The organism is Bacteroidia bacterium (assembly GCA_019695265.1).
Lineage (GTDB): Bacteria > Bacteroidota > Bacteroidia > JAIBAJ01 > JAIBAJ01 > JAIBAJ01.
Genome location: JAIBAJ010000001.1, coordinates 112088 through 137552, shown reverse-complemented (window position 1 = coordinate 137552; position 25465 = coordinate 112088). Strand labels below are relative to the sequence as shown.

Annotated in this window: 19 protein-coding genes; 10 read left to right on the top strand and 9 right to left on the bottom strand. The window is 39.0% G+C overall.

All coding sequences use genetic code 11. The features are described 5' to 3' along the window. The first annotated feature begins 17 nt into the window (after positions 1-17). The 5 genes from K1X82_00530 to K1X82_00510 all read left to right on the top strand — a co-directional run bounded on the left by K1X82_00530 (position 18) and on the right by K1X82_00510 (position 7741). Complete coding sequence (locus tag K1X82_00530) at positions 18-1913, top strand: T9SS type A sorting domain-containing protein (protein MBX7180570.1); 1896 nt, start codon at positions 18-20, stop codon at positions 1911-1913. Between the two features lie 330 nt (positions 1914-2243). After that, positions 2244-3656: an Asp-tRNA(Asn)/Glu-tRNA(Gln) amidotransferase subunit GatA gene (gene gatA / locus K1X82_00525; GenBank protein MBX7180569.1), complete on the top strand. Its 1413-nt coding sequence runs from the start codon at positions 2244-2246 to the stop codon at positions 3654-3656. A gap of 3 nt (positions 3657-3659) precedes the next feature. Beyond that, on the top strand, positions 3660-4784 hold the full coding sequence (locus K1X82_00520; protein MBX7180568.1) for a hypothetical protein: 1125 nt from the start codon (positions 3660-3662) through the stop codon (positions 4782-4784). A gap of 53 nt (positions 4785-4837) precedes the next feature. Then, positions 4838-5641, top strand: a complete 804-nt coding sequence (locus tag K1X82_00515) for a PASTA domain-containing protein (protein MBX7180567.1) — start codon at positions 4838-4840, stop codon at positions 5639-5641. Positions 5642-5653: 12 nt separating this feature from the next. Further along, entirely contained in the window at positions 5654-7741 is a 2088-nt protein-coding gene (locus tag K1X82_00510; GenBank protein ID MBX7180566.1) for a VWA domain-containing protein, read from the top strand. Here the strand turns inward: K1X82_00510 and K1X82_00505 are convergent. Further along, positions 7738-9471 (bottom strand): Na/Pi cotransporter family protein, encoded by a 1734-nt coding sequence (locus K1X82_00505; GenBank protein ID MBX7180565.1) that lies wholly within the window; start codon positions 9469-9471, stop codon positions 7738-7740. The two genes, K1X82_00510 and K1X82_00505, sit on opposite strands and share 4 nt — an antisense overlap. A gap of 27 nt (positions 9472-9498) precedes the next feature. Then, positions 9499-10899 carry an inorganic phosphate transporter gene (locus tag K1X82_00500; GenBank protein MBX7180564.1) on the bottom strand — a complete coding sequence of 467 codons (1401 nt, stop codon included), beginning with the start codon at positions 10897-10899 and terminating at the stop codon, positions 9499-9501. Positions 10900-11168: 269 nt separating this feature from the next. On the opposite strand from K1X82_00500, the gene K1X82_00495 reads away from it, so the two are divergent. From K1X82_00495 to trpS, 3 genes are all read left to right on the top strand, one after another. Next, positions 11169-12476 carry a porin gene (locus K1X82_00495; GenBank protein ID MBX7180563.1) on the top strand — a complete coding sequence of 436 codons (1308 nt, stop codon included), beginning with the start codon at positions 11169-11171 and terminating at the stop codon, positions 12474-12476. Positions 12477-13221: 745 nt separating this feature from the next. Beyond that, positions 13222-14130 (top strand): tRNA epoxyqueuosine(34) reductase QueG, encoded by a 909-nt coding sequence (gene queG, locus K1X82_00490; protein ID MBX7180562.1) that lies wholly within the window; start codon positions 13222-13224, stop codon positions 14128-14130. Positions 14131-14229: 99 nt separating this feature from the next. Further along, complete coding sequence (gene trpS, locus K1X82_00485; GenBank protein MBX7180561.1) at positions 14230-15198, top strand: tryptophan--tRNA ligase; 969 nt, start codon at positions 14230-14232, stop codon at positions 15196-15198. Here trpS and K1X82_00480 read toward each other — a convergent pair. From K1X82_00480 to K1X82_00470, 3 genes are all read right to left on the bottom strand, one after another. After that, entirely contained in the window at positions 15195-15506 is a 312-nt protein-coding gene (locus tag K1X82_00480; protein MBX7180560.1) for a hypothetical protein, read from the bottom strand. The two genes, trpS and K1X82_00480, sit on opposite strands and share 4 nt — an antisense overlap. A gap of 4 nt (positions 15507-15510) precedes the next feature. Continuing rightward, positions 15511-16065, bottom strand: coding sequence for a DUF420 domain-containing protein (locus tag K1X82_00475; protein MBX7180559.1), 555 nt, complete (start codon positions 16063-16065; stop codon positions 15511-15513). Between the two features lie 65 nt (positions 16066-16130). Next, entirely contained in the window at positions 16131-17231 is a 1101-nt protein-coding gene (locus K1X82_00470; protein MBX7180558.1) for a hypothetical protein, read from the bottom strand. 54 nt (positions 17232-17285) lie between these two features. On the opposite strand from K1X82_00470, the gene K1X82_00465 reads away from it, so the two are divergent. Both K1X82_00465 and rocD read left to right on the top strand, forming a co-directional pair. Next, positions 17286-17741, top strand: a complete 456-nt coding sequence (locus tag K1X82_00465; GenBank protein MBX7180557.1) for a hypothetical protein — start codon at positions 17286-17288, stop codon at positions 17739-17741. A gap of 151 nt (positions 17742-17892) precedes the next feature. After that, positions 17893-19113 carry an ornithine--oxo-acid transaminase gene (rocD, locus tag K1X82_00460; GenBank protein MBX7180556.1) on the top strand — a complete coding sequence of 407 codons (1221 nt, stop codon included), beginning with the start codon at positions 17893-17895 and terminating at the stop codon, positions 19111-19113. A gap of 640 nt (positions 19114-19753) precedes the next feature. On the opposite strand, the gene K1X82_00455 is transcribed toward rocD, so the two are convergent. The 4 genes from K1X82_00455 to K1X82_00440 form a co-directional block, all read right to left on the bottom strand. Beyond that, the gene (locus K1X82_00455; protein ID MBX7180555.1) at positions 19754-22585 is read right to left on the bottom strand and encodes a PD-(D/E)XK nuclease family protein; all 2832 of its coding nucleotides are present in this window, start codon (positions 22583-22585) and stop codon (positions 19754-19756) included. Between the two features lie 3 nt (positions 22586-22588). Next, the gene (locus tag K1X82_00450) at positions 22589-22918 is read right to left on the bottom strand and encodes a nucleotide pyrophosphohydrolase (protein MBX7180554.1); all 330 of its coding nucleotides are present in this window, start codon (positions 22916-22918) and stop codon (positions 22589-22591) included. Between the two features lie 299 nt (positions 22919-23217). After that, positions 23218-24603: a vanadium-dependent haloperoxidase gene (locus K1X82_00445; GenBank protein ID MBX7180553.1), complete on the bottom strand. Its 1386-nt coding sequence runs from the start codon at positions 24601-24603 to the stop codon at positions 23218-23220. Next, positions 24539-25327, bottom strand: coding sequence for a hypothetical protein (locus K1X82_00440; GenBank protein ID MBX7180552.1), 789 nt, complete (start codon positions 25325-25327; stop codon positions 24539-24541). The genes K1X82_00445 and K1X82_00440 overlap by 65 nt, the downstream gene beginning before the upstream one ends. Positions 25328-25465 lie beyond the last annotated feature (138 nt).

The following is a 25465-nucleotide window of genomic DNA, read 5'->3' as shown; positions in this document are numbered from 1 at the left end:
TAAAATCACAAAATACAATGAAAAAGTTTTACACGACTGCTGGTATTTTGTTGACGGCTGCTACGGTTGTTTTCGGACAAGTAGCCTCAACAGAACGTTTTCCGGCAAACAAAAAAAACAACCACACCGGTTATCACGTTAAAAAACAGAACCAAGGTGTAGCAAAAAATGCTGCTGCGACTATTTGGCAAGATGATTTTTCTGTTGCTGCCAACTGGACTATCAGTAACCAGTCAGGAAATTCAGACAACTGGGTAATAGGTAATGCAGTTCCTTCCGGTTCTTTCCCGATTGATCCAATTGCTTCTACCACTGCTGCAAACGGATACGCTCTTTTCGATTCAGATTTACTTTGTTCAGGTAACCAAGTTGCAGATTTAACAACTGCATCTCCAATTAACTGTTCTGGTCACCCTGGTGTTTTGTTGCAATTTCAACAAAACTACCGTCGTTTTGACGATTCAACTTTTGTATTTGTTTCAACTAACGGAACTAACTGGACTAAATTCCCGGTTAATGCATTGGTTGCTAACAACGACGATCCAATCAATCCTGAGAACGTAACAGTAAACATTAGTTCTGTTGCCGGAAACCAACAATTTGTTTGGATTCGTTTCGAATTCTGGAGTCCAAGTTCATACACTAGCGGACCTGGTTCTGCACCTGGTTGTGGTTATTCCTGGATGATTGACGATGTTCAATTGGTTGATGCTCCGGATAATGACTTGGTTGCTACCGAAGCTATTTCGTATGCATATTCTATGGTTCCTTCTTTCATTGGTCAGTCTACTGATTTTGCTACATTAATTAGCAACAATGGTGGTCAAGCTGCAACCAATGCAAAATTGAATGTAAAAGTTAACAAAGGAACAACCAACGTTTATGATCAAACCAGCACTCCAGTAGCAAGTTTCGCTTCCGGAAGTTCTGATACTTTGTTTGTAACTGCTCCTTATGCAGCTTCTGAAGTTGGTTCATATTCAGTTGAATTTACTGTTAGTGCCGATGCAACGGATGCTACTCCTACCGATAACGTTATCACCCACAATTTTGCTATTACTGATAGCGTTTATGCTGTTGATGGTGGCTTTAACGCTACTGTTAGCGGAATCAGCAATGGTGTTGAAACCGGTACAACCAACTCTCAACCATACAAAATTGGTAACTACTACGAAGTAACTTCTCAAGGAGATGTAACTGCTACTTCTATCACTTTTGCTCTTGTTAACAGCACTGCTAACATGGCAAATACTGTTGGTGAAGTTATTCGTGCAGTTCTTTATGAAGTAGATAGCACTGTAACAACTTCTTTAGCTGCTAATGAAGTTGCTGCTTCTGCTGAAATGACTATTGCTCAAAACCAAGTTACCGACTTATCAACCGGTACTTCTTTCACCTATATCACCCTTCCATTAACTGATCCTTATGTAATTTCTGCAAACGCTGATTACATTGCAACAGTTGAATACTTGGGTAATTCAGGTGGCAAACAAGTATTTGTTGCTACTTCTGAGCCTAGCTTGTACAAATACCCAGGCGTTTCTTTCATCTATGACGAAACTGCTACTAACCCAGGTTGGTACTACTATGGTTCTTCTACTCCGGTAGTTCGTTTGAACCTTGATGGCCCAATCGGTATCAATGAAGTTAATGCTTTGTCAGCTTCATTAAATATTTATCCTAACCCAAGCAATGGTCCATCTACCATTACTTACGAGTTGAAAGAAAATTCAGACGTTATGGTTAAAATAGTTGACATTACTGGTAAAACTGTAATGAGCCTTAACCAAGGTCGTCAAACCAATGGTGTTCACAATGTTTCTGTAGATTTGTCTTCACTTCCTACAGGTATGTATGCTTACAATGTAACAGCCGGTAACTTCTCTGCTACCAAATCTGTAATTGTAAAATAATTTTATCCGATTTTTTGAAGGAGGCTGTCCCAAAAGGGCAGCCTCTTTTTTTTGCCCTAAGAATGAATAATCCTAATGCTCCAGACCTAATGCTAAAGGACTTATTCAAAAGGTAATTGGCATTTGCCACTGTAATTCTCAAAATAGAGTTGGATATTATTTCAAATAACATTGGTATTACTTTTTTAGCCTGGTATTCAGGAATGGATAGCATGATGAATGCTAACCACAAGCAGTAGTCCCAAGAAGTAACTTTTATTTGGAAAGGAAATTTGATACTTCTGAGATAATTTGGAGGAAGTATCAAGTTTGGGAATACCTTTGCAAGTAATGAATTCGTATACCACCTTAAAAGAAATAAAAGCTGATTTATTGGAAGATAGAATAACTGTTGAAGGCCTTACCAAGCAGTACCTTGCAAGAATTGAAGAGAAAAAGCACCTTCATGCTTTTTTAGAAGTGTTTGAGGCAACTGCTTTGGAAAAAGCTAGGCAGGTTGATCAGAAGTTGAAAAATGGGACGGGAGGAAAGTTGGCAGGTATGGTCATTGGAATCAAAGACAATATCTGTTATAAGGGTCATCAAGTTTCAGGTGCTTCAAAAATATTAAGTGGTTTTGAATCTTTGTTTAGTTCAACCGTTGTAGAACGACTATTGGCAGAAGATGCTGTTATTATTGGCCGATTGAATTGCGATGAATTTGCTATGGGAAGTAGCAATGAGAATTCTGCCTTTGGTGTAGTTAGGAATCCTTTAAATGAAAAGTTGGTTCCTGGTGGAAGTTCAGGAGGCAGTGCAGCTGCAGTGGCCGGAAATTTATGTTTGGCAGCCCTAGGCAGTGATACCGGCGGAAGTATTCGTCAACCTGCCTCTTTTTGTGGAATCGTTGGACTTAAACCTACTTATGGCAGGGTTTCAAGGTGGGGCTTGCTTGCCTATGGTTCCTCCTTTGACCAAATTGGCCCCTTAACCCATACCATTGAAGATACCGCTTTAATTTTGGAAGTTATTGCAGGGAAAGATGATTTCGATGCAACCGCTTCTTCCAAACCGGTTCCTGCTTTTTCCAATCAGCTGAAATTTGAAGGCAAGGCAAAAGTTTGTTACTTGAAGGAATGTTTGGAAAGTCCGGCTTTGGATAGCGAGTTGAAAGAAATGATGTTTGAAAAGATAGCATTTCTTAGATCCCAAGGTCATGAAGTGGAAGCAGTTGATTTTCCTTACCTGGATTATTTGGTTCCAACCTACTATGTATTAACTACTGCTGAGGCTAGTTCAAATTTAAGTCGTTACAGTGGAATCCATTTTGGCTACCGAAGTCCGAATGCCACTGATTTGGAGAGTACATATAAGAAATCCAGGTCGGAAGGATTTGGAAAAGAAGTTCAGCGGAGAATTATGTTGGGAACTTTTGTTTTAAGCGCCGGATATTACGATGCCTATTATACCAAGGCCCAAAAGGTGAGAAGGGTTTTGAGGGATTTTACTTCGAACTTGCTCAAGACCTATGATTTTATGATTATGCCAACTACTCCGGGACCGGCATTTGAAATTGGTAAGAAATCCAATGACCCTATTTTGTTGTATTTGGAAGATATTTACACGGTTCAGGCCAATTTAGTTGGAGTTCCGGCAATTTCTATTCCTCTTGGAAACAATAAGGATGGAATGCCTTTTGGTCTTCAATTGATGGCTAATCATTTTGAAGAGGAGAAATTGTTGCAATTCGCCAATTCAATATAATTCGTGAATAAACTCCTTGTATTATTGATGGTGTTAAGTTTCCCCGGATTTGTTTTGGGACAAACACATGTTGATTTGCAAGTAGTTGGAACTTTCCCCTCCAGTTGTATGGAAACATCCGGCCTGGAAACTTCTACCAATGGACGATTGTGGAGCATCAATGACAGTGGGAATCAGCCGGAGCTTTTTCAAATCGATTCACATGCTAATTTGATATCGATTTTAACGGTTAATGGTGCAACCAATGTGGATTGGGAAGATTTGGCCAGAAGTGACGATGGAAGATTTTTTGTTGGTGATTTTGGAAACAATGGCAATGCCCGAACCAACCTTTGCATATATATTTTGCCTAATCCTGATTTAGTTAGTGGAACCGGAATTGATACCCTTGGTGTAATTCATTTTGCCTATCCTGATCAAACTGCTTTTCCTCCAGCAACTGAGGAGATGAATTTTGATTGTGAGTCTATGTTTTGGTGGAATGGAAATTTATACCTGGTTTCTAAAAATAGAGGAACCAGTCAGTATGCAAAATTGTATCAACTTCCCGACCACCCTGGAACTTTTGTTCCAACTTTATTAGATAGCTTTAATACCGGTTATTGGATTACCGGTGCTGACATTAATCCAACAGGAGATCGTTTGTTTTTGCAATCTTATCAAGGGTTTTGGGTTTTTGATGAAATTCAAAATGCCTCCTTCTTTCAAGGGATTCCGTACCAGTTTCAAACCAATACCACCCAGCGCGAATCTGTTGTGTTTTCATCCAATTCACACCTGTATATGAGTGATGAATACCAAATAATAAACCAATCAGGTGGCAAGCTCTATTCCCTGTCTATTGATTCTTTGATAGATTATGTTTCATTGACACCTTTTCCTAACAATCCTTTGAAAGTGCGATTTGATCAACAAACGAATGAGGTCATTGTGAATTTGACAACAATAAAGTCAACGGAATTTCCGCTAAAATTGCAGCTAATAACAGAATCGGGACAACTGGTATATTCCAGAGAGTTTTCCAAGACTTTAGATTTTTTTAAAATTCCGGTTGCCGGTCCGGGAGTGTTTATTTTAGATATTGCATCCCCTAAACATAGATTTCGTAAAAAGATAGTAGCAAATTAAGTCAAAGAGAATTTTTTCTAGGTACTTTTGTTAATTGAACCCAAGCGCAAGAAATGAAGGAAATACTAATTTTTGTAAAATCTAAACCCTTTTTAAAGCAAATGGGTATCATTATCGGAGGCTGGATTGTATTCACTACCTTGGTAATGTTTATCCTAGGTTTTTATACTCATAATGGTGAAAAGGTTGAAGTGCCTGATTTTAAAGGGAAAAACAAAGCAGATTTGGATAAATTTATTGAATCAACCAATTTACGTTATGCTATTATTGATTCGGTTTTTGACCTAAAAGCACAAAAAGGCGCCGTAGCCGACCAAGTGCCAAAGCCTGGTTCTTTCGTAAAAAAAGATAGAATAATATATTTAACAGTTAATGCTATTTTACCCCCCAAGGTGAAAATGCCTAATCTGGTTGATTTGACATTACGTCAGGCTACTGCCCGAATTGAAACCTACGGACTAAAAGTTGGACGGTTACAATATGTACCTGATTTGGCTAAGAATGCAGTTTTGAAACAACTAATAGGAGGAAAGGAAGTTAAGCCCGGAGCCCTGGTGAATAAGGGAAGTTCTGTGAATTTGGTGGTAGGTAGCGGATTGGGAGATGAGGATATTTATGTTCCTAACCTGATTGGACTAACTAAATTGGAAGCAGTTTCAGCAATTGAATCTTCTTCCTTGAGTGTTGGATCGGTTTTGTGGGACAATACGGTCAAAGATAGCTTAACGGCCAAGGTGTATCGCCAGGCGCCTCTCTTTAGACCAGAGGCAAGAATTGGCTCAGGACAAAGTATCGATATATTTTTAACAAGCGATTTTAGTAAGGTAAAACCTGATACCTTATCTGTTCCAAACTAATGTGTAGTTGAGGTGAATTTATCATTGGAATATCCTGTCTGGTACGTATTAGTTTGTTTGGCTATAGCAGCTTTCTTTTCTTGGCTGTTGTATGGTAAAAGGGATGTTTTTCCGGAAATGAACCCCTGGTTGAAAAAACTGATTGCAGCCTTCCGGTTTTTGAGTTTGTTCTTGATAAGTTTTTTATTGTTATCACCTCTGTTGGCAACTAATCACAGGGAGGTTCAAAAGCCTAAATTGGTCTTTTTAAGAGACAACTCCAGTTCAATAACTGCAGTTGGTAAAAAGTCTTATTATGAAAAGGAATTTGTTGAGGAGTGGTCTCAGTTGAAATCTCAATTGGAGTCAAAATTTGATGTGAGTTCCTTTGTTTTTGATGAGGAAATTTCAGCCAATGAGAATGTAAATTACAATGGAAAGGTTACGAATCTCTCCGCCGTAGTTTCACAAATCCGCGACCGGTTCTCCAACCAGAATTTAGGTGCCATTGTACTTGCTACCGATGGTATTTATAATCAAGGTAATAACCCGGTGTTTGTTTCCAAAGAATTGGGTGTGCCAATTTACGCGGTAGGGTTGGGTGATACTTTGCCCAAAAAGGATCTGTTAATTAACTTGGTAAGTCATAATAAATATGCATACCTAGGAAACAACTTTCCTTTGGAGATCACGGTAGAAGCTAAACTTTGTCAAGGCTTGAGTTCTGTCATTCAAATCATAGACGAATCCGGACAAGTTAAAGCAAGCCAAGATTTCCAAATTGCCGGAAATCGATTTCAAAAGCAGTTCTCCTTCATGCTTAAGGCGGAAAAAGTTGGAATGCAGCGATATAGTATTCGATTGCAAACCATTAAGGGCGAAGTAACTACCTCTAATAATACCGCTGAAGCCTATATTGAAGTGTTGGATGGAAGGCAAAAAGTGTTATTGGTTTATGCAAATCCTCACCCCGACATTGCGGCATTGAAAAATTCCATTGAAGCCAATCAAAGTTATGAGGTGGAAACAAGCTCAGCACTTAACCTTAAAAAGAAGCTTGAAGCCTACAATCTAGTGATTTTCCATGGTATTCCGGCAGCATCTGGGGATGGTCAAAATTGTATTCAAGAACTTCTTAAAACGGAAGTTCCGGCTTTATTTGTTGTAAGTTCATCTTCTTCCATTCCAAATTTTAATCAGTTGGGAAACGGTGTTAGTATTCAAACTCGTTCCAATACGACTAATGAAACCCAAGCAATTTTTAACCGAAATTTTGCATTGTTTAGTCTGAGCCCCGAATTAACCTCACAATTGGAAAAATTTCCGCCTTTACTATCTCCCTACGGAGATTTTAAATCTAGCCCTGGTGCCCAAACTTTGTTGTTTCAAAAAATAGGTACAGTAAATACCGAAAATCCTTTACTTGTTTTTGGCCAGAATGGAAATCGTAAAATGGGTAGCCTCTTAGGCGAAAACTGCTGGAAATGGAGACTGGCAGACTTTAATCAAAATAAATCTACCCGCAATTTTGATGAATTGGTGAGTAAGATTGTTCAGTACCTGGCTGTGAAGCAAGACAAAAGCCAGTTCCGAATAATTACCAAGAATAAATTTCAAGAAAACGAGTCTGTTCTATTTGAAGGGGAGATTTATAATGATAGCTATGAATTAATCAATCAAGCTGATATAAACTTAATGGTTTCCAATTCTAAAGGCAAGAAATACCAGTTTGTTTTGGGCAAAACGGATAGGTCTTATCGTCTGGATGCCGGTATTTTTCCTCCGGGTGTATATTCTTACGAAGCTTCCACTAAAATGGGTGATAAGCTTTTAAAAGCCAATGGTAAATTTGTGGTGAGCGAAATTAAATTGGAATTCACAACTATCACGGCTGATCACCAGCTCTTAAGGACTATGTCTTTGGCTACTCATGGTAAATTTTACCTGCCAAAGGATATGAAAAACATTTCAAACGAAATCCAAAAGTCCGAAAATCTTAAACCGGTAATTTATAACTATTCAACCTTTGATGAGGCCATTCACCTTAAATGGATTTTTGGATTGATTATCCTTTTACTGGCTATGGAATGGTTTGTTCGCAAATGGGGTGGGGCCTACTAAGCTCCATACTCTCCAATCAAACTCCTTTTGGTATTAATTCCAACTATGGCTTGGGAAACCCTTAATACATGGTTGCCGATTTTCTCGTAACCACTTACCAGGTCGTTGAAAATTAATGCCCCATTTAATTTTACCTTTCCTTTTTCAATTTGCTTGAGGTTTTTATCTCTTGCCTTATCATGCAAGGAGTTAATACTTGCCTCTAACATCAAGGATTGTTCTATTTGGGCTTTATCATAATTGGCCTCTAAATTCTCAATCATAATATCAAAAGCCTTAACCAATTGTATATGTAATTCTTTTAAATAATCCCGTTGGTCCTGGTTAAACCAGATTTTTTGCTCTGTTTTCCTTTCCAGCGATTTGCTCAGATGAAAACAAATATCGCCTATGGTTTCCAATTCTCCAATTACCATCAGCATTGCCCTAATTTGTTGACTGGTTTCAACACTTATTTCTTGTTCTGAAGCATGCGATAAATAACTGGCCACTTCCAATTCAATCCGATCGGTTATTTCTTCATATTTTGCAACTCTTTCAATAAGTATTTCTTTGTGTTTGGATTCCTTTTCGTCTACGATGGACTGAATAAACGTAGTGGTTCGGCGAGTAATATTTCCAAACCTTGCAATTTCTTTACGAGCTTCTTCCAGAGATATTTCGGTGGTGTTAAGAAGTCCTCGGCTTATGTATTGAAGATGGTGCTGTTCTTCTTCTTCTCTATTTGGTAAAATAAATAATAGCAGTTTTTCAAATTGTTTCAGGAAAGGAAGAACAACCAATGCTGTAAGGGTGTTAAACATGGTATGGAAAACGGCCAATGCAACAGGAATAACGGCCTCCTGAGCCTTAGGTGCAGAAGAAAAGGCAGATACAGGCATTTGAAGAACCTGGGTGCAAAACAGATCTAATAGTTGCAAGGCGGGATATAGCAGTGGCAAGAATAAGATTACACCGGTTAAATTAAATAGCGTATGGAACAAAGCTGCCCGTTTGGCATTCGTATTTGCCACCAGTGCTGCTAGATTTGCAGTTATGGTTGTCCCAATATTCTCTCCCAATATCATAGCTGAAGCATGGTAAAAATCCACCCAACCCTGACTTACAGAAACTAAAACAATAATCATCATGGCTGATGAGCTTTGCAATAAGGCCGTGATAATTGCTCCAATAAGTACAAATAAAAGTAATGATGCTGAGCCTTGTGAGGAGTAACTCCTTATCCATTCTACCAATTCAGGGTGTTCTTGTACATCCGGTAAGCTGCGTTTTAAAAAATCAAGCCCTATCAGCAAAATTCCCATCCCAAAAAAGAATTCAGCCGTGTATTTGAGTTTCTTGTTTCTGCTAAAAAGAGCAGGAAAGAATAATCCTAATAGTACTATGGCAATGTGCGAAAGCTGAATTTGACCTTGAAATCCCACATAGGCAAACAGCCATCCTTTCAGGGTGGTTCCGATATTGGCACCAATAATTAATGAAAAACTTTGGAAAACCGTTAGTAAATCTGCATTCACAAAGCTCACAAACATCACGGTTGATGCAGAAGAAAATTGAATGACGATGGTCAATAGCATCCCGGTTAACACCCCTAAAATTCGGTGTTTGGTAGCCGATCGCAACAAGTTTCTTAAAGGCTCACCGGCGGCTCTTTGAATTCCTTCACTTAAGGTTTTCATTCCATACAGGAATAAACCCAAAGAACCTAGAAACTGAAGAAAATTCAACATGCCAAATAACATCTTACCCTAATTTGATTATCCGGCAATGAGGCGGAATAGATAAAACAAACTGGCCGATAAGGTTATACAAACAGGAAGTGTAAGTACCCATGCTAATCCAATGTTCGTTACCATTTTACGCTGAAGGTTTCTTATTCCACTGCTGGCAACCATGCTGCCTGCAATTCCCGAAGAAAGCACATGGGTGGTGCTTACCGGCAGTCCTAACATAGTGCTAACTCCAATGGTGCTTGCTGCTACCAATTCGGCACTTGCTCCTTGTGCATAAGTTAAATGGGTTTTTCCAATTTTCTCTCCAATGGTCACTACGATTCGTTTCCAGCCAACCATGGTGCCGATACCAAGCGATAAGGATATGAGTATTATTACCCATAGTGGGGTGTAATTGGTATAATCCAAAAGTTTTTTAACCGAACCGCTTAGCACCTTGCGTTGTGATTCGCTAATCTCCAAATCCTCACTTTCCAAAAGTTTTTTACTGGCCTTTTCAATAATCAAAATGTTCTTTCTGCCTCTAAACCGATCTTGCTTATTAAAATGAATATCATTTCCCATGGCGGCCAAAGAAGCATTTAACTGGGAGGTTTCAGTACTTATTTTTGAAACCTGTACGCTATCTGTAGACGATAGCTTGGTATGTTCCAATGCAAAGGCAACATTTTGAATCTGGGCCACTTGCGAAAACATATCCTTGTGGTTCTTTTCCATATCCAAAGCGTAGTAGGTTGGTGCAATCGCAATTAAGATTAGCATAATTAGTCCAACTCCTTTTTGTCCATCGTTCGATCCATGTGTAAAACTCACCGAAGCACAGGTAAACCACAATAAATACTTTATCCAATTGGGTGGACCTTTCTTTTTGTTTGGCTCTTTGAATATCTCTTTATCCTTGATAAATTGTTTCATTAAAAACATAAGGAAAATGGTAAGACTAAACCCGAAGAACGGAGAAATTAATAAGGAAAGTCCGATGTCGCCGGCTTTTCCCCAATTCACTGTAGATGAACTTCCACCCGAATACAAGGAATATCCAAGCCCAACACCTAAAATGGAGCCTATCAAGGTATGAGAACTCGATGCCGGAATGCCTAAATACCAGGTGCCTAAATTCCAAATAATAGCTGTCAATAACATCGCAAACACCATGCTCAAACTATGCGAAATCTGTTGGTCAAGTAATATGTCTATCGGTAACAAATTAATAATTCCCATAGCAACCGATATTCCTCCTACCAATACCCCTAAAGCATTGCAAATTCCTGAAAGTAAAACGGCCTTGGTTGGCTCTAAGGAGTGGGTGTAAATTACAGTCGCTACTGCATTGGCCGTGTCATGAAATCCATTGATAAATTCAAAGGCGCATGCACACAAAATGCAAATGGCAAGAAGAATTAGTAAACTAACTGATAAATCCATCTATTTCAAATTTTGAAGCAAAAATATTAGTGGTCCCCCCTTCCAATGTTAAGCCAATGTAAAGTTTCTTTCCTAATCTTCAAATTCATTCTTTTTCCTTTGTCCGGCTTGTAGTAGGGTTGCAAGCGATGGATTTATAATCTATTGATAATTAGATTTTTGTATTTAATCCATGTTTGGGCCATTTCTTAACATTAAATTAATATTAAGGCAAACTTTAAACAAGATTAAGGCAATCTTTTTGCAGAATTATCAAATTGTTAAGCTGAATGAAAAAATTCCTTCTTTTTTGTTTTCTTGGATTGGGTTTAATTCAAAATGTATTCGCTCAGCAACCTTTCATCACCATACCCGACTCCTCTTTGTTAATGGTGGATACACTCAGACCATTGCTGAAGAAGTTTGGTAATGTTAACATTTCAGGTTATATTCAACCCCAATACCAATGGGCCGAATCCAAAGGCGCTAAAGGTTTCTCAGGCGGGGACTTTAGCTCTAATTCAAACAATAGGTTTACCCTGCGTCGAGGTAGAATTAGGTTTGATTATCTTAAACTCAACAAGCAAAAATTACCTATTATCTATTTTGTTTTTCAATTCGATGGCACGGAAAGAGGAGTCTTTATCCGTGATTTTTTTGGAAGAATCTATGAAAAAAAATGGGGCTTGCTTTGTTTTACCACCGGAGTTTACGCCAGACCTTTCGGATTTGAAGTGAATTATTCTTCTGCTGTCAGGGAGTCGCCTGAACGGGGTAGGGTGTCTCAAACCCTCTTGCCGGTCGAACGCGACCTGGGCGCCATGGTAACCATTCAGCCAAGAAAAGCTTCCGGATTGTTGAATCGTTTTTCTTTGGACTTTAGTGTTTCCAACGGACAAGGCCTTACTAATAACTTAGAGTTTGACCAAACCAAAGATTTAATTGGTCGCCTTTCCTTTATCCGAGCTAATCACGTTAACAAATTCGACTTTTCTGCCTCCATCTCTTATCTTTCGGGTGGTATTAATCAGCAAATTCCAACTCGCTATTTTCTTCAAACCGGTTCAAATGGTAATCAAGTGTTTGTAGTCGATTCCAATCCTTCCAATGTGGGACGCCTGGCACCGCGGCAATATTACGAAGCCGATGCCCAATTCCGATTGAAAACAAAATGGGGGATTACTGAACTGAGAGCCGAATTTTGGATGGGTACTCAAACAGGTTCCAAATCTTCTAATAGAACCCCTGCAAATACTACCGAATTGGCCAATCCTATTTATATCCGTCCTTTTAATGCCGGTATTTTTTACTTCATACAACCCGTTTTCAAACCAAATTATCAACTGGTTTTTAAGTATGATTTTTTCGATCCTAATTCCAAAGTGAGTGGCGCTGAAATTGGACCGGCTTCATCCAACTTTACCGAGGCAGATATCAAATTTCAAACCTTTGGATTTGGATTTAATTACCTCATTAATACCAACCTTAAATTGATGTTATTCTATGATTGGGTGCGCAATGAAAAAACTAGTTTGAAGGGCTTTGAGCAAGATCTTAAAGACGATGTTTTTACCTGCCGCATGCAGTTTTCTTTCTAGGAATTCCTGAATAATTTACCGGTTTAAACCTTGTTTTTTTTAATAGATTATTTGGCGGGCCCCCTCCGCCTGTCAATCTTTTGGTTTATTCCAAAGGTATTGCAGCAGGCGTTCGGGTCACGCTATCGGCTGTAGTCCAATCCCTTTCAGCTAGCGCTTTCAGGTCTTGGAGCTACTTGCCTCTATCGTTGCCCGAGTTGCAAGCCCGATCTGCAGTACTTTTACCATAGTTAAAAGAATAACTTAGAAAAAATGGCAGTATTGAATATTTCTCCCTTTGCAGTATACTAATAGATCCTGACGCAAGTTCGATTAGTAATTACCTTGGAGATTGCACTTCGGGCAACGATAGAGGCAAGTAGCCCACAGGACACCTACGGCGATAGCCTAGGGGGACGAGGACTACAGCCGATAGCGTGACCCGACGCCCGTGCAGGTAGTTTTGGGTTTTGAATCAAAAATATAGGGCGGAGGGGGCCCGCATCCTAAGTATTTTAAAATAAGCTAGGTTCGTTAGGTTTGATGAATTCCACATTTTTAAGTTGAAGTACGAATTGCACAGTTAACTTATTGGTTTTAGACGAATTAAGCAGGGAAAGAAAGCTGTTATCAGGGTGTAAGAATGGTTTATCTATTTCCGAATTTGATTCAGCATTAGCCGGTTTAATAATTGGATTCTGGTTTATTTAGGCCAGGTAGGCGTGGTTTGCAACTTGCTACGTTCTATCTTTGTTTTCCGTTTTTTATGAAACAATTCCAACATTCTGTTCAAATTAAAGCCATTGCCAAACGCCTTGGTTTCGATTATGTTGGTATTTCTAAAGCAGAGTTTTTAAAAGAGGAAGCCCCTAGATTAGAAGCTTGGTTATCAAATAATTACCATGGAAAAATGGCTTACATGGCCAATTATTTTGATCTTAGACTTGATCCTCGTTTGCTTGTGCCAGGTGCTAAATCTGTTGTTTCTCTGTTGCTTAATTATTTTCCGGATCAAAAACAACAATCCTCTAACCATAAAATTTCTAAGTATGCCTATGGTGAAGATTATCATATGGTAATTAAGGATAAATTGTTCGAGTTCTTAAGTTTGATACGGGAGGAGATTGGCGAAGTGGGGGGGAGGGTTTTTGTTGATTCGGCTCCTGTTATGGATAAAGCCTGGGCTCAAAAATCCGGTTTAGGATGGATTGGAAAAAATTCCAACCTGATTACCAAGCAACAGGGTTCTTTCTTTTTCATTGCCGAATTAATCATAGACCTGGAACTGGAGCCCGACGGACCAATAAAGGATTATTGCGGTACTTGTACCCGATGTATTGATGCCTGTCCTACCCAAGCCATTATTCAACCGCAGGTGGTAGATGGCAGTAAATGTATTTCTTACTTTACCATTGAATTAAAAGAAGCTATTCCGGTTGAATGGAAAGGTAAATTCGACGACTGGATGTTTGGATGCGATACCTGCCAGGATGTTTGCCCCTGGAATCGCTTTTCGAAACCACACAACGAGCCTCGTTTCTTACCAAAAGAGGATATGCTGGAATATGAGGGTTGGAAAGAGATAACGGAGGAGGTTTTTAGTCGATTTTTTTCTAAATCTGCCGTTAAAAGAACAGGATGGTTGGGTTTGAAAAGAAATGCCGAGTTTCTTTAGCTAACTAATTAAGCAGTTTACTAAGCCAATTGCCATGTAACATTGGTCTATTTCAGATTTGTAATAGGTATTGGTTATTTTTGCGCTCAATCTTAAGCCATGCCACGTGTTTTAACCGGAATTCAAAGTACAGGTATCCCTCATCTGGGAAATATTTTGGGAGCTATCCGACCTGCTATTGAAATGAGCAACGACCCCGCCAATGATGCCTTTTTATTTATTGCCGATTTACATTCTTTAACCACCATTAAGGATGCTGAACTTAGAAAAAGAAATGTAAGAGCCGTTGCTGCTGCCTGGTTGGCCTTTGGTTTTGATACGGAGAAAAATACGCTGTATCGCCAAAGTGATATGGCTGAGGTTTGCGAATTAACCTGGTATTTGAATTGTTTCACGCCATTTCCAATGCTTGCTAATGCGCACTCTTTTAAAGATAAGTCTGAGCGATTGAGTGATGTAAATGCAGGCTTGTTTACCTATCCGGTTTTAATGGCTTCCGATATTTTGTTGTATGATGCCAACGTAGTTCCGGTTGGAAAAGACCAACAGCAACATTTGGAAATGACCAGAGATATTGCCAGAACCTTCAATTTTCATTACGGAGAAGTGTTGGTTATTCCTGAAGCTAAAATTCAGGAAGAGGTGATGATTGTTCCGGGTACCGATGGCCAAAAAATGAGTAAATCTTATGGAAATACCATTGATATTTTCTTGCCTGAGAAGGAATTGCTGAAAGTGGTTAAATCCATTCAAACGGATAGTACCCCGCTTGAAGAACCAAAAAACCCGGATACTTGTAACGTTTACAATTTGTATAAATTAGTTGCTGAACCAAGCCAAGTCGCTGATATTCGGGCCAAATACCAAGCAGGTGGATTTGGTTATGGACATGCTAAACAGGCTTTGTTTGAGGTGCTGGTTGAAAAATTTCAGGAGGAAAGAAAAATCTACACCCATTTAATGGCTAACCCCGATGAAATTGATGAACAATTGAAAATCGGTGCCGTTAAGGCAAGGAAAATTGCAATAACAGTTCTTGGAAAGGTAAAAGAGAAACTAGGTTATTAAGCCTCTACAGAAGTTTTTCCGGATTTACTTCCAGAACGAAATGAATTCCATTTTGCTGTAACCCAGTTATCTACTTTTTCTTTGTTGAATACATAAAAAACGGAGGAAATCAGCAGGTAAGGAACCGCCATTAAATACAAAATGGCATTGTTTAAGGTATGCCCTACGCCTCCAATTCCATCATTGTCGTTGAGGTTGGTTTTTACGTTGGCTCTGCACATGGCACATTGAGCCATTAGTTCGCTATTGGAAAGTATAAGAATAGTTGCCAACACTACAACGAAAATCAAAATTGTTTTGGGTTTCATTTTATTAAAATTGGTAGTAAGGTGAAATCATCAAATAAACCACAACTCCTGAAATGGTCACATATAACCAAATTGGATAGGCAAACCTAACTAGTTTTCGATGACGTACAACATCCATTTGCAAGCCTCGGTGAAACGATAATAATACCAAAGGTAAAACAATGGCAGCCAGCACAATATGGGTAATAAGTATGGTGTAGTACACATACCTGATGGAACCTTGTCCGCCGAAGGAAGTTTCTTTTACAAAGTAATGGAATAGGATATAGGAAACTAAAAATACAGCGGAAATGATGAAAGCCAATAAATTGACCTTCTTATGCATTTCGATGTTTTTTTGTTTAATAAAGTAAAGGGAAACCAGCAGCAAAAGGGCGCAAGTTCCGTTTAAAATGGCATTTAATTTTGGAAGGAAATACACAAAATCCGGGGTTTCTATGGTAACAGGAATAAGTTTTCTGTTTAAAAGAACCACCACTAGAAAAACAAAAATGGAAATCCCTGTTACAAATCGGAACAGAAATTTGTCCGAAACATTTAATGGAGAAGAGTTTGACATAAGAAAATTTGTGCAAAAGTAAGTCCCAATCTGAAGTGGCAATGGACTTTACCTCAGAAATTTGATTATTTACCTATTTTGGTGGTAAAGGCATTGTCAAACATCCATTTGGAAATGCTGATATTGTTTCTGAAATAATATTCACCACCGAAATCGCATTTTACTCTTCTATAAACTGTGGATACGGATTCTCCTGTTAAAATGATTTCTAATATTTCTCTTCTTGCTTCCTTAATGTAGTTTTCTGTTCTGCGGTAACTGGGTTCAGGTGGCTTGGGATATTGGTTTCGTTTCATTTCTTCGATGCTGGCGGCTACTCGGTTTCTTCTTTTTTCGTCTTCACTCATTGCAGCTAGTTCCCGGTCTCTTCTGGCCTGGTCTTCAGCGGCCAAAATTTGTTTGCGTTTTTCTAAATCTTCAGTGCCATTGGAGAATTTTTTATAATCCTCGGCAATAGCGGGTGAAAATGATTTTTTTGCATTCTCTTCCATGGCTGGATTAATGGCAGGTTTAGATTGGCTTATTACCGGTTTCGGAGATGCTTCGGGCTGTGGAGGCAATGGCGCGGCAGCATTGGATGTTGCAGGCGCAGGTGCAGGTGTTACCGGAGTAGGAACTGCTTGTGCCGCTGCTGCCGGTGGCGGATTGGCTTCTAACTGCTTTTCCTTATTTTTATAATCTGCTTCAAAATCCTTCATTTGTGCTTCAATACTCTTGGTGTAATCTGTATCAAAACCAAAATCATCTTCGTCGTCTTTGTACATGATTTTCCCAACGGGTTGGTTGAAAATAACCGTGTTTACTCCTTCAATCTGAGGAAATAGGTAGACAAAAAACCGATAAGGATCAAAGCCTTCATCCTTTCGATCGTCTGAAACATAGGTGTTAATAGCAATTTTCTTGGTGATGTAGCCCGGCTTTTCAAACGAAAAAATATAATCTGCATTCAATTCACAGTCAAATTCAAACTTTTGTCCATCCGGATAGATGGTTCTAACCGCTTGACCGTTTTTGGTAATATAGATAACCGCTTTGTCCATGTTTCCCTTTTCAACAATGAACTTACCGTAAAACCTGGCCTTTTGCCCAATGGAATAAACCGAACTTGCCAAAATAATTAGCAAGGTAAGTCCTGATTTAACTGTATTTCTGGAAAAAATATTCAAAAGGTTTGGGCAAAAGGGAAATTACTACGATTTTTGCTAATGAATGTTCGAAACATGAATAAACTCTTGATTCTTTTTAGCCTTTTTCTTTCTTTGGTTTTTACCCATAACGCTTCCGGGCAGGATGTAAGTATGGAAAAAACAATTGAATACATCAACGGTAAATTATCCGGCAAATATACCATTGATGTGAAGAAGGGATACTTAACAATTGAATGCTTTGAAAATGGGAAACTTATTCGAAGGGATGTGGTAGAATTAATGGCCGTTAATGCTGAAGATATTGTTTTTGGGATAAAAGAAAAGCAGGTAATTATTAAGTGCCGATTCGATCAGGCAGAATGCATCGACAGGGTTTTGCCTGAAGCAGGTAAAAAGACTCAAGTTTCTCGAACGGCAATTGCATTGGAGCCGGATGGGAAATCGGAAGCAGGTCTGGTAAAGGCTTTTACTCACATGGCCAAATTAATTCAATATAGAAAGTATTCCAGCCAGGAATGGTTTGAGTAAGCTATTTGTACTCCATTTCGTTCTGTAAAAACTTGTTGCTTGGATTTAGGAATAGTTTGCAGCCTGGCGAGGTTTGCAGGTAATTATACCTGTAAGTCGGGTTTTCCTTTTATCTTTGCAAAAATCGGAACTTATGTCTAATGTAATAGAAATGAGCCTTTCACAAGAATTAATTCAGCTTGAAGAAAAATTTGGAGCACATAATTACCATCCGCTACCGGTTGTTTTGGAGCGAGGTGAAGGAGTTTATGTCTGGGATGTGGAAGGTAAACAGTATTTCGATTTTTTATCGGCTTATGGTGCTGTCAATCAAGGTCATTGTCACCCGAAAATTATTGCAAGCCTAATTAGCCAGGCGCAAAAAATAACCCTTACTTCCCGGGCATTTCACAATAATTTGTTAGGTGAATATGCGCAGTATATCACCTCTTTATTTGGGTTTGATAAGGTTTTGCCAATGAACTCAGGTGCTGAGGCAGTTGAAACAGCCATTAAATTGGCCAGGAAATGGGCTTACGAGGTTAAAGGAATTGCAACAGACGAAGCTGTAATAGTTTTTTGTGAAAACAATTTTCACGGTCGTACCACCACCATTGTTTCTGCAAGTACCGATCCGGATAGTAAATCGAACTTTGGACCTTTTACCGGGGGTATTCAAATTATTCCATACAACGATTCTAACGCATTAGCTCTTGCCTTGCAAAATCCGAATGTGGCGGCATTTATAGTAGAGCCTATTCAAGGGGAAGCCGGAATTGTAGTGCCGGATGAAGGTTATTTGAAAGCTTGTTTCAATTTGTGCAAGGAGGCAAATGTATTGTTTGTTGCTGATGAAATCCAATCCGGACTTTGCCGAACAGGTAAAATGCTTGCCTGTGACCATGAAGGGGTACATCCGGATATGCTTATTTTGGGTAAAGCTTTATCGGGCGGGGTTTTGCCGGTTAGTGCCGTGCTTGCCAACGATGAAGTGATGTTAACTATTAAACCCGGTCAGCATGGTAGTACCTACGGCGGAAATCCATTGGCTTGTGCTGTGGCCATTACTTCGCTCCAGGTTTTAGTGGAGGAAAATATGGCTCAAAATGCCTATGCCTTGGGTGAAATTTTTCGGACTGAACTAAGAAAAACCCAAAGCGATCTTCTACATTTGGTAAGAGGAAAGGGTTTGTTTAATGCCATTGTAATTGATGAAAAGCCCGGAAAGAGTGCTTGGGATCTCTGTTTAAAAATGGCAGAAAAGGGATTGTTGGCCAAACCAACCCATGGGAATATCATCCGATTTGCCCCTCCGCTTTGTATTACCGAAGAGCAATTGCTGGAATGTGTGGCTATTATTCGTTCTAGTTTGGAGGAACTGTCAGGTAATTAGGGTCTGCAGAATAAGTCCACCGAGACGAATCGTTTATTTTTAAATTCCTAGTATGCGGGCCCCCTCCGCCCAACACTAGTTTTGCTAAACCCCAATACCTTGCACGGGCGTTCGGGTCACGCTATCGGCTGTAGTCCAAGCCAACTCCGCTAAACGCTGCGTTGGCTTGGAGCTACTTGCCTCTATCGTTGCCCGAGGGTGCAACCTCATAGTTTAATAGGTTACACAAGACCTTCTTTATCTATTCGTCCACTGCAAGTTGGAACAATTTCCAACCTTTACTTACCGGCTTAATCCCGAAATTATCATTTGAAACGAAGTGAACAAATGACAAGTGCGTTTGGATGTGGGTAGACAGGTTAACCCCGAGCTAGTGTTAGTTAGTGCCGAGGAAACAAAATGTTAGTCCTATTTTACAAGAAATATTAACTCTTCATAGGACTTACATTTTGTACTCTCGGTATTCTTACCAATTTAGGAATATGCCGAGGATACATTATGTTATTACAATTTTACATAAGAAAATTAATATATAAATTGATATTACAAAATGTTCTCTCGGTAAAAAATACTTGAAAACCATCCTAACACTTGTCTCGAAACGTAGTTTAAAATTTCTAATGACATTTTTAGGTTAAATTTATCGGGAACATAGTTTTTTGTAATCGCAAGATTCGCAGATTTTCTTGTTTTCGGTCTGAGTGAAATTTTGATTTATATCCAACAAATTGTTCAATATAGTTTTTATAATTTCTTCAAATTTAACAAGGCTTTCCTTGTCTAATCGATCTGTTTGGGAAGAAATGCCGGGTGATAGGGTAAGTTTCAAGTGCCAGTCATTTAACTTTCGAAATGAAATGAAGGCGGGTACAATGTCTTCGGGCGGAACTTGTTCAGAACGGTTCAATAACCAGGAATAACTTATTAATTGGAAAACCTTGTCTAGATTTGGTTTTTCAAGCAATTCTTCCCATTCATTAAGATTCAATTCTTTTTTATCAATTTTTCCGGTTTTATAGTCTAGTACAAAGTAATCCGAGCCAATCCGGTCAATTCGGTCGGTTTTTCCGCTGATTTTTACTCGCTTTTCTTCACCTAAATCTATCCACCATTCCATGGTTTTTTCCAAGGTATAAAGGATGGTTTCCTGGGTTAATTCTTCAGAAAGTTTATCCAAATAATTGGAAATATAGGTTTTTGCAATCTCTAAATCAATGATATATCTTCCGGCATCCTGTATTGCAATATGGGTTAATTCTTCAAATTTTTGTTCTAACTCTTCATTACTTCGGCTTTGAATTATTTCCACTATTTCTTTCGAAATCCGGGTTCCTATAAAGGGTGTAAACAAGGTTTCTAAACAAGCATGAATAATGGTTCCAAACAAGTTATATTCTAATTGGGTTTCCTCCCTTTCTTCTCCTTGAATGCGTGCCAGGTATTTGAGATAATACTGCAAGCTGCATTTTCTAAAGGAGTTTAAAGCAGTTGGTGAAAAGCCATTTTCTTGTCCTATTTTCCAAATGCTTTCCAGGTGGTTTGGATTCTTTTTTACTAGTAAATTGGGCTCCTTTGCAGCAGTTGGTAGCTGAAATGGATTCCTGTATTCAATACTAAGGTTCTTATTTATTTTAGACCATTCCTTTTCTACCTGAAGCAAAAATCGACTGGGTTCTCCTTTTTCTTCATCCGTATCGTAAATGAGCCAAATGTTCTCAGCACGTTGCATTAATCTATAAAAGTGATAAGCGAAAACTGCATCCCGCTCATGCTGGGTTGGTAGTTCAAAATGAAACCGGGATTCGTTGGAAATAAAGGTAGCGGTGTTTTCTCCGGATGGAATTTTGCCTTCGTTAAAACCCAGAAGGAAAATGTTTTTAAAATCCAGGTTCCGTGTTTCTAACATTCCCATTACTTGCAGCCCCTTTAATGGCTCTCCAACGAGGGGAATACTTTCTTTCGCTGCTAAAAGATTAATGATTTTGATTAATGATTTTAGACTGATTTCGTTGCTAGGCAATAACGGAATAAACCGACCTAGTTTTTCTAAAATTTCCTTCGTGAAGTACAATTCCTGACTTAATAGATTTTGACCAATTTGTTCTTCGGTTTCCAAGTCGTCAGAATGGCTAGTTAGATTTAATTTCTCCAGAATCTCTTCAACAAGGTTATTTAAAATTTGGCAAGTTTCAGTCGGGTTGAACATTTGGGCTTTCAACCATTGAAATTTGGTTTGATTTTTTGGACTCATGTCGTCCATGAGTTCCTCAAAGCTGAAGCCAAATTTGATTTTTTTTTCTTGAAGGTTTTTTTGTATTTGTCTTATGGATTCTATCCCCAACCAGTGTTCGGCATAGGGGTGTAAACATAAAGACAAAAGCAAACGGTTTGAAATTCGGTGATGAAGGTTGGAATATTCCATTAATTCCAACACTATCATCATGAATGAAAAGGATTTGGTAGATCCGTATGGTAGACCTAAGGTGGCATTGAAATTTCCCAATGAAACCGGAATGGAAGATAGAACCGGATAAATTAACTCTTCATTTCCAAGTACTATAGCTGTTTCAATGCTGATGGACTCCCGGGTGGCGCATTCTTCCAGCAACAGTTGCATGGACCTGGCCTGAGCGGTTTGCATAGGAACTCCGGTAATGGTGATTTTCTTCGGTAATTCGGATAAGTAATTGACTTCTAATGGTTTTATTGCCTTGGTAATTACAGCTTTGTTAGCGAGTTTTCGGAAGTTGTACCCGGCTTCTTGTATTGGATCTTGGGTGTAATAGCTATCCAGATCCCACAACATATCTGCTTGTCCACTTTCTATCAAAAAGGAGAATAGCTCTTCTTCGCAGGTGTTGAGGGCGTTAAATCCTGCCAAAATTATTTTCTTAAATGGAAGATTGGAAGTGTATCGGAGTTTTGATTGTGCTACTTCCCTAAATATGAGTCCTTGGTAACCGCTATTTTCTTGTTTTAGAACTTGGGTATAGGCAAGGTACCAACTTGAAAGCTTTTCCCAAAATTCTAAGTATTCTTTTTGCAAAGGAGTTGGCTCGGGGTCACCAACATTCCATTGTTTTAATTTTTCTACATCTGATAGGTAATTCAGCAATTGCCTGGCATCAATTTGAAATAGGTCAATTTCATTAAAATCTTTTACTAAAGTCGGCCCCCAGCCCATAAATTTTTCAAAAGTATCGGCTTTCTCTCCTTCCAATTCGGTATAAACCTGGTATAGCTTAAACAAGGCACTTAGGTTATCCAGTAAGGTCATCCCGGATAGTTTTACCATAAACTCTTCGGTTGAAAAAGTAGAAGGCGACCAAATTGGTTTACCGGCCAAACGAGCCAGGGTTCTTTTTAAAAAAGTACCTGCCCTGCGGTTGGGAAATACAACCGCTAATTGGTGAATCTGATCCGGATAATTGGTTAATATATGTTGCGCTACCCTTTCTACAAATGACTCCATGAACTAGCTTGTTAATTTTGGATTGTTTTTATGTCGGTTGGCATCCCTTTTGGATTTTTTGTCTAAATTTTTTTCAAGGGATTGAGTTAGGTCTATTCCTGTTTGGTTGGCTAAGCAAATTAGTACAAAAAGAACATCCGCCATTTCGTCGCCAAGTTTTTCATCGTTTTCGCCTTCCTTAAAGGATTGTTCGCCAAATTTTCTTGACATAATTCTAGCCACTTCGCCAACTTCTTCCATGAGGATGGCGGTATTGGTTAGCTCATTGAAATACCTCACTCCGGTGGTCTTTATCCATTGATCAACTTTGGTTTGTGCTTCTTGAATGGTCATGGCTGCAAGTTGGAAAAAAATTGGGTTATATCAATGTGAATTGAGAAATAGTCCAAAAACTATTTTGAAAATTATACCGGAATGTACCGATGCAAAAGTTATTTATATCTATTAATGCTAAACCTGGATTATACCTTAACAGAATTGCTATCGGTTAGGCTAATTGAAATATCGGAGGAAAAGAATGAATTTGTCCCAACATGATATTGGATTCAAGTAGAAAATAGCGATAACTCTTGCCGGAGTTAATTCCAATCAGGTTGAATTTTACGATTAGATTGTGAGCTTAGCGCTTGGTTTTACAAGTCCAATTCGTTGATTTTTTGCCCAATACAACGACCTTGATACATTCCCTGTTCAATGCTATGTCTAAATTGAGTTCCTCCATACAAGGACGAGTAGGCTGCTTCATCAACTAACTGATTTACACTTGAGTAGCTTCGGGGGCTAATTCCTTTTGATACCAAACTACTATCAACCACATTTAAATCGCCAAATAGGTCCTGGAATACTTGGTAAATCATCCCGGATTGCACGGCCATGGCAGAACTAAATTCAGGTGTAGCAGGAGAGCTAAGGTAGGGTTGCCAGTTATTGTTTAATTGTTGTTTGATGTAAGTTTCAGGCCGCATGGAATTGTGTTGGTATTTGGTTTTCCAGCAATTTTGGTAAACATCGCTGAGTCCAATACTTAATTTAACAAATGCTAAAGCCGAGGTTTCCTGGTTAAGGTTCTTTTGTCGAATGATATTTCGCAACAATTCCAGTGCATGATGAGCTGCACTAACTCCATTTTTACCATCAGCCCAGTAGTCGGCTATTTGTTTTTGGTCGTCAGTTATAGCAGAGCTAAGTTCGTAAACTTCATAGGCATCCTGGTAGTAAATGGAGTTGGTTTCGGTAGAAAAGTAGTTTGGAATTCCTGGGCTGCAAACCATTTCCGGGTCAGAAACGAGGTAACGAAATTTATCCCAATGTGGCAAAACCGGATTTCCGGAAGCTGTTGGTTCCCATAAACCTAAACCTGTAGGAATGGTATAGGAGCTGGTATCTGCGGTTTTAAAATTATCATTCATAATCCATTGAATGATGGCATTACCTAGTTCTTCGCCAAAATAAATGGAATTGCCGATAATTTCAGCGCTAACCCCCTGATTCATGAGTTGGCTGCGGTGGTTTTGTGCTAAATCAACCAATTCCTGCCTCAACTCGATAGAGGCGGTGTTAAACAAATAAAAAGAAACCTGCTTTTGTGCAAAACTGGAAACCAATCCCCAATGGTAAGACTTGGAATCGGAAGGTTTAGGTAAGTTGGTTAGTCCATTTATTTTGTTTTCCAGTGAATGGAGTTGGGTATTGCTAAAGTGAATTCCTTCGTAGCAAGCAATGCCGCAATAGGCAAATACCCTGGAAGCTTTGGGGGAATTGAGCCCGGCACGTGAAGAAGTACTTCCCAATTTTTCCATCCAATCAGAAACAAAGTTGGTCTCTTTGGTATTATCAATGATGGTTGGATCGGTTGGATCGGAAGGTGTACAGCCCAATCCAAAGCAAGTAAGAATAAGTAAAAGGTAGAAAAGTTGATTTTTCAAAAGCGGCTTTAAACTAAAATGGGTTTGACTATTTAAACCTAAGAAGATACAGGTAAGTTCCAATTCCAACTGCAAGTCCGGCAATTCCGCCATAGGTAGCATTGGCAACTTTGCGGCGTTTGGCAGTTTTATTAAATCCATCCATATAGGCTTCATCTTCTAATAACTCCGGTTTTGGAACTTGTTTTTCCAGGTTTTTATTTTTCTTTTTTACTGCAACCAAAACAATATAGGTGGCTGGAATCACTGGCCCCCAAAATGCTCCACCTATGCCACCAATGGCTCCAATTCCGGTGCCCCAAACGGTAGCCCAAGGCGATTTTACTTTGCGCCCGTCTTGCTCTCCTTTAATATACCTCCGCATTTCTCCAACGTTGTATTCTACTTCCACCTTACTTGAGTCCAGAAAACCCAAGGTGTCGGGACTATAAATCACCTGTTCTACTCCTTCCGTTGTTACCGAAAAAACCATTTCCTTTCTTTTTTTCTTTAAGCCTTGGTAACTGAGTTTGGCTATTGCCAGGTCTTTTTCTTTTTGAAGCTTTTCTTCTTCTGTTGCTTGTTTTATTTTTTGATCAAAGCTAAATTCATCCACTTCCTTCTGACTTTTTCCCTTGGCTTTATACTTTTCTAGTTTTTGGCTATAATGAGTGTTTATTAGGTAAAGTTTCTTCAGGAAATTCTGTTCCAATACTTTAGTTTGGCTTTCTACCAATGCCAAATTAAGGTTGGGTTTTAGCTTTTTAGCATATCTGACATGGAAATAATCAATTGAATAAACATATACTTTTTTAAGCTTTCCATTGGTAAGAAGCATGTCCGATTGGCCCGAACTAACCAGGGAAAGAAAAATTGCAAATGTCGACAGCAGGACTCTCAATCGAATTAAACTTTAGACCACAAACCTACATAAAAAGCCCTGACATTTTTTAAGTTTCCATGGATTTTAAGTAGA

Bases quoted from the DNA above. Each gene is read 5' to 3' on its own strand.
- K1X82_00495 (MBX7180563.1), top strand. From the start codon at position 11,169: ATGAAAAAATTCCTTCTTTTTTGTTTTCTTGGATTGGGTTTAATTCAA.
- trpS (MBX7180561.1), top strand. From the start codon at position 14,230: ATGCCACGTGTTTTAACCGGAATTCAAAGTACAGGTATCCCTCATCTG.
- K1X82_00480 (MBX7180560.1), bottom strand. From the start codon at position 15,506: ATGAAACCCAAAACAATTTTGATTTTCGTTGTAGTGTTGGCAACTATT.
- K1X82_00440 (MBX7180552.1), bottom strand. From the start codon at position 25,327: ATGCTTCTTACCAATGGAAAGCTTAAAAAAGTATATGTTTATTCAATT.
- K1X82_00500 (MBX7180564.1), bottom strand. From the start codon at position 10,899: ATGGATTTATCAGTTAGTTTACTAATTCTTCTTGCCATTTGCATTTTG.
- K1X82_00465 (MBX7180557.1), top strand. From the start codon at position 17,286: ATGAATAAACTCTTGATTCTTTTTAGCCTTTTTCTTTCTTTGGTTTTT.
- rocD (MBX7180556.1), top strand. From the start codon at position 17,893: ATGAGCCTTTCACAAGAATTAATTCAGCTTGAAGAAAAATTTGGAGCA.
- queG (MBX7180562.1), top strand. From the start codon at position 13,222: ATGAAACAATTCCAACATTCTGTTCAAATTAAAGCCATTGCCAAACGC.
- K1X82_00515 (MBX7180567.1), top strand. From the start codon at position 4,838: ATGAAGGAAATACTAATTTTTGTAAAATCTAAACCCTTTTTAAAGCAA.
- gatA (MBX7180569.1), top strand. From the start codon at position 2,244: ATGAATTCGTATACCACCTTAAAAGAAATAAAAGCTGATTTATTGGAA.
- K1X82_00475 (MBX7180559.1), bottom strand. From the start codon at position 16,065: ATGTCAAACTCTTCTCCATTAAATGTTTCGGACAAATTTCTGTTCCGA.
- K1X82_00455 (MBX7180555.1), bottom strand. From the start codon at position 22,585: ATGGAGTCATTTGTAGAAAGGGTAGCGCAACATATATTAACCAATTAT.
- K1X82_00505 (MBX7180565.1), bottom strand. From the start codon at position 9,471: ATGTTGAATTTTCTTCAGTTTCTAGGTTCTTTGGGTTTATTCCTGTAT.
- K1X82_00450 (MBX7180554.1), bottom strand. From the start codon at position 22,918: ATGACCATTCAAGAAGCACAAACCAAAGTTGATCAATGGATAAAGACC.
- K1X82_00445 (MBX7180553.1), bottom strand. From the start codon at position 24,603: ATGGCGGAATTGCCGGACTTGCAGTTGGAATTGGAACTTACCTGTATC.
- K1X82_00530 (MBX7180570.1), top strand. From the start codon at position 18: ATGAAAAAGTTTTACACGACTGCTGGTATTTTGTTGACGGCTGCTACG.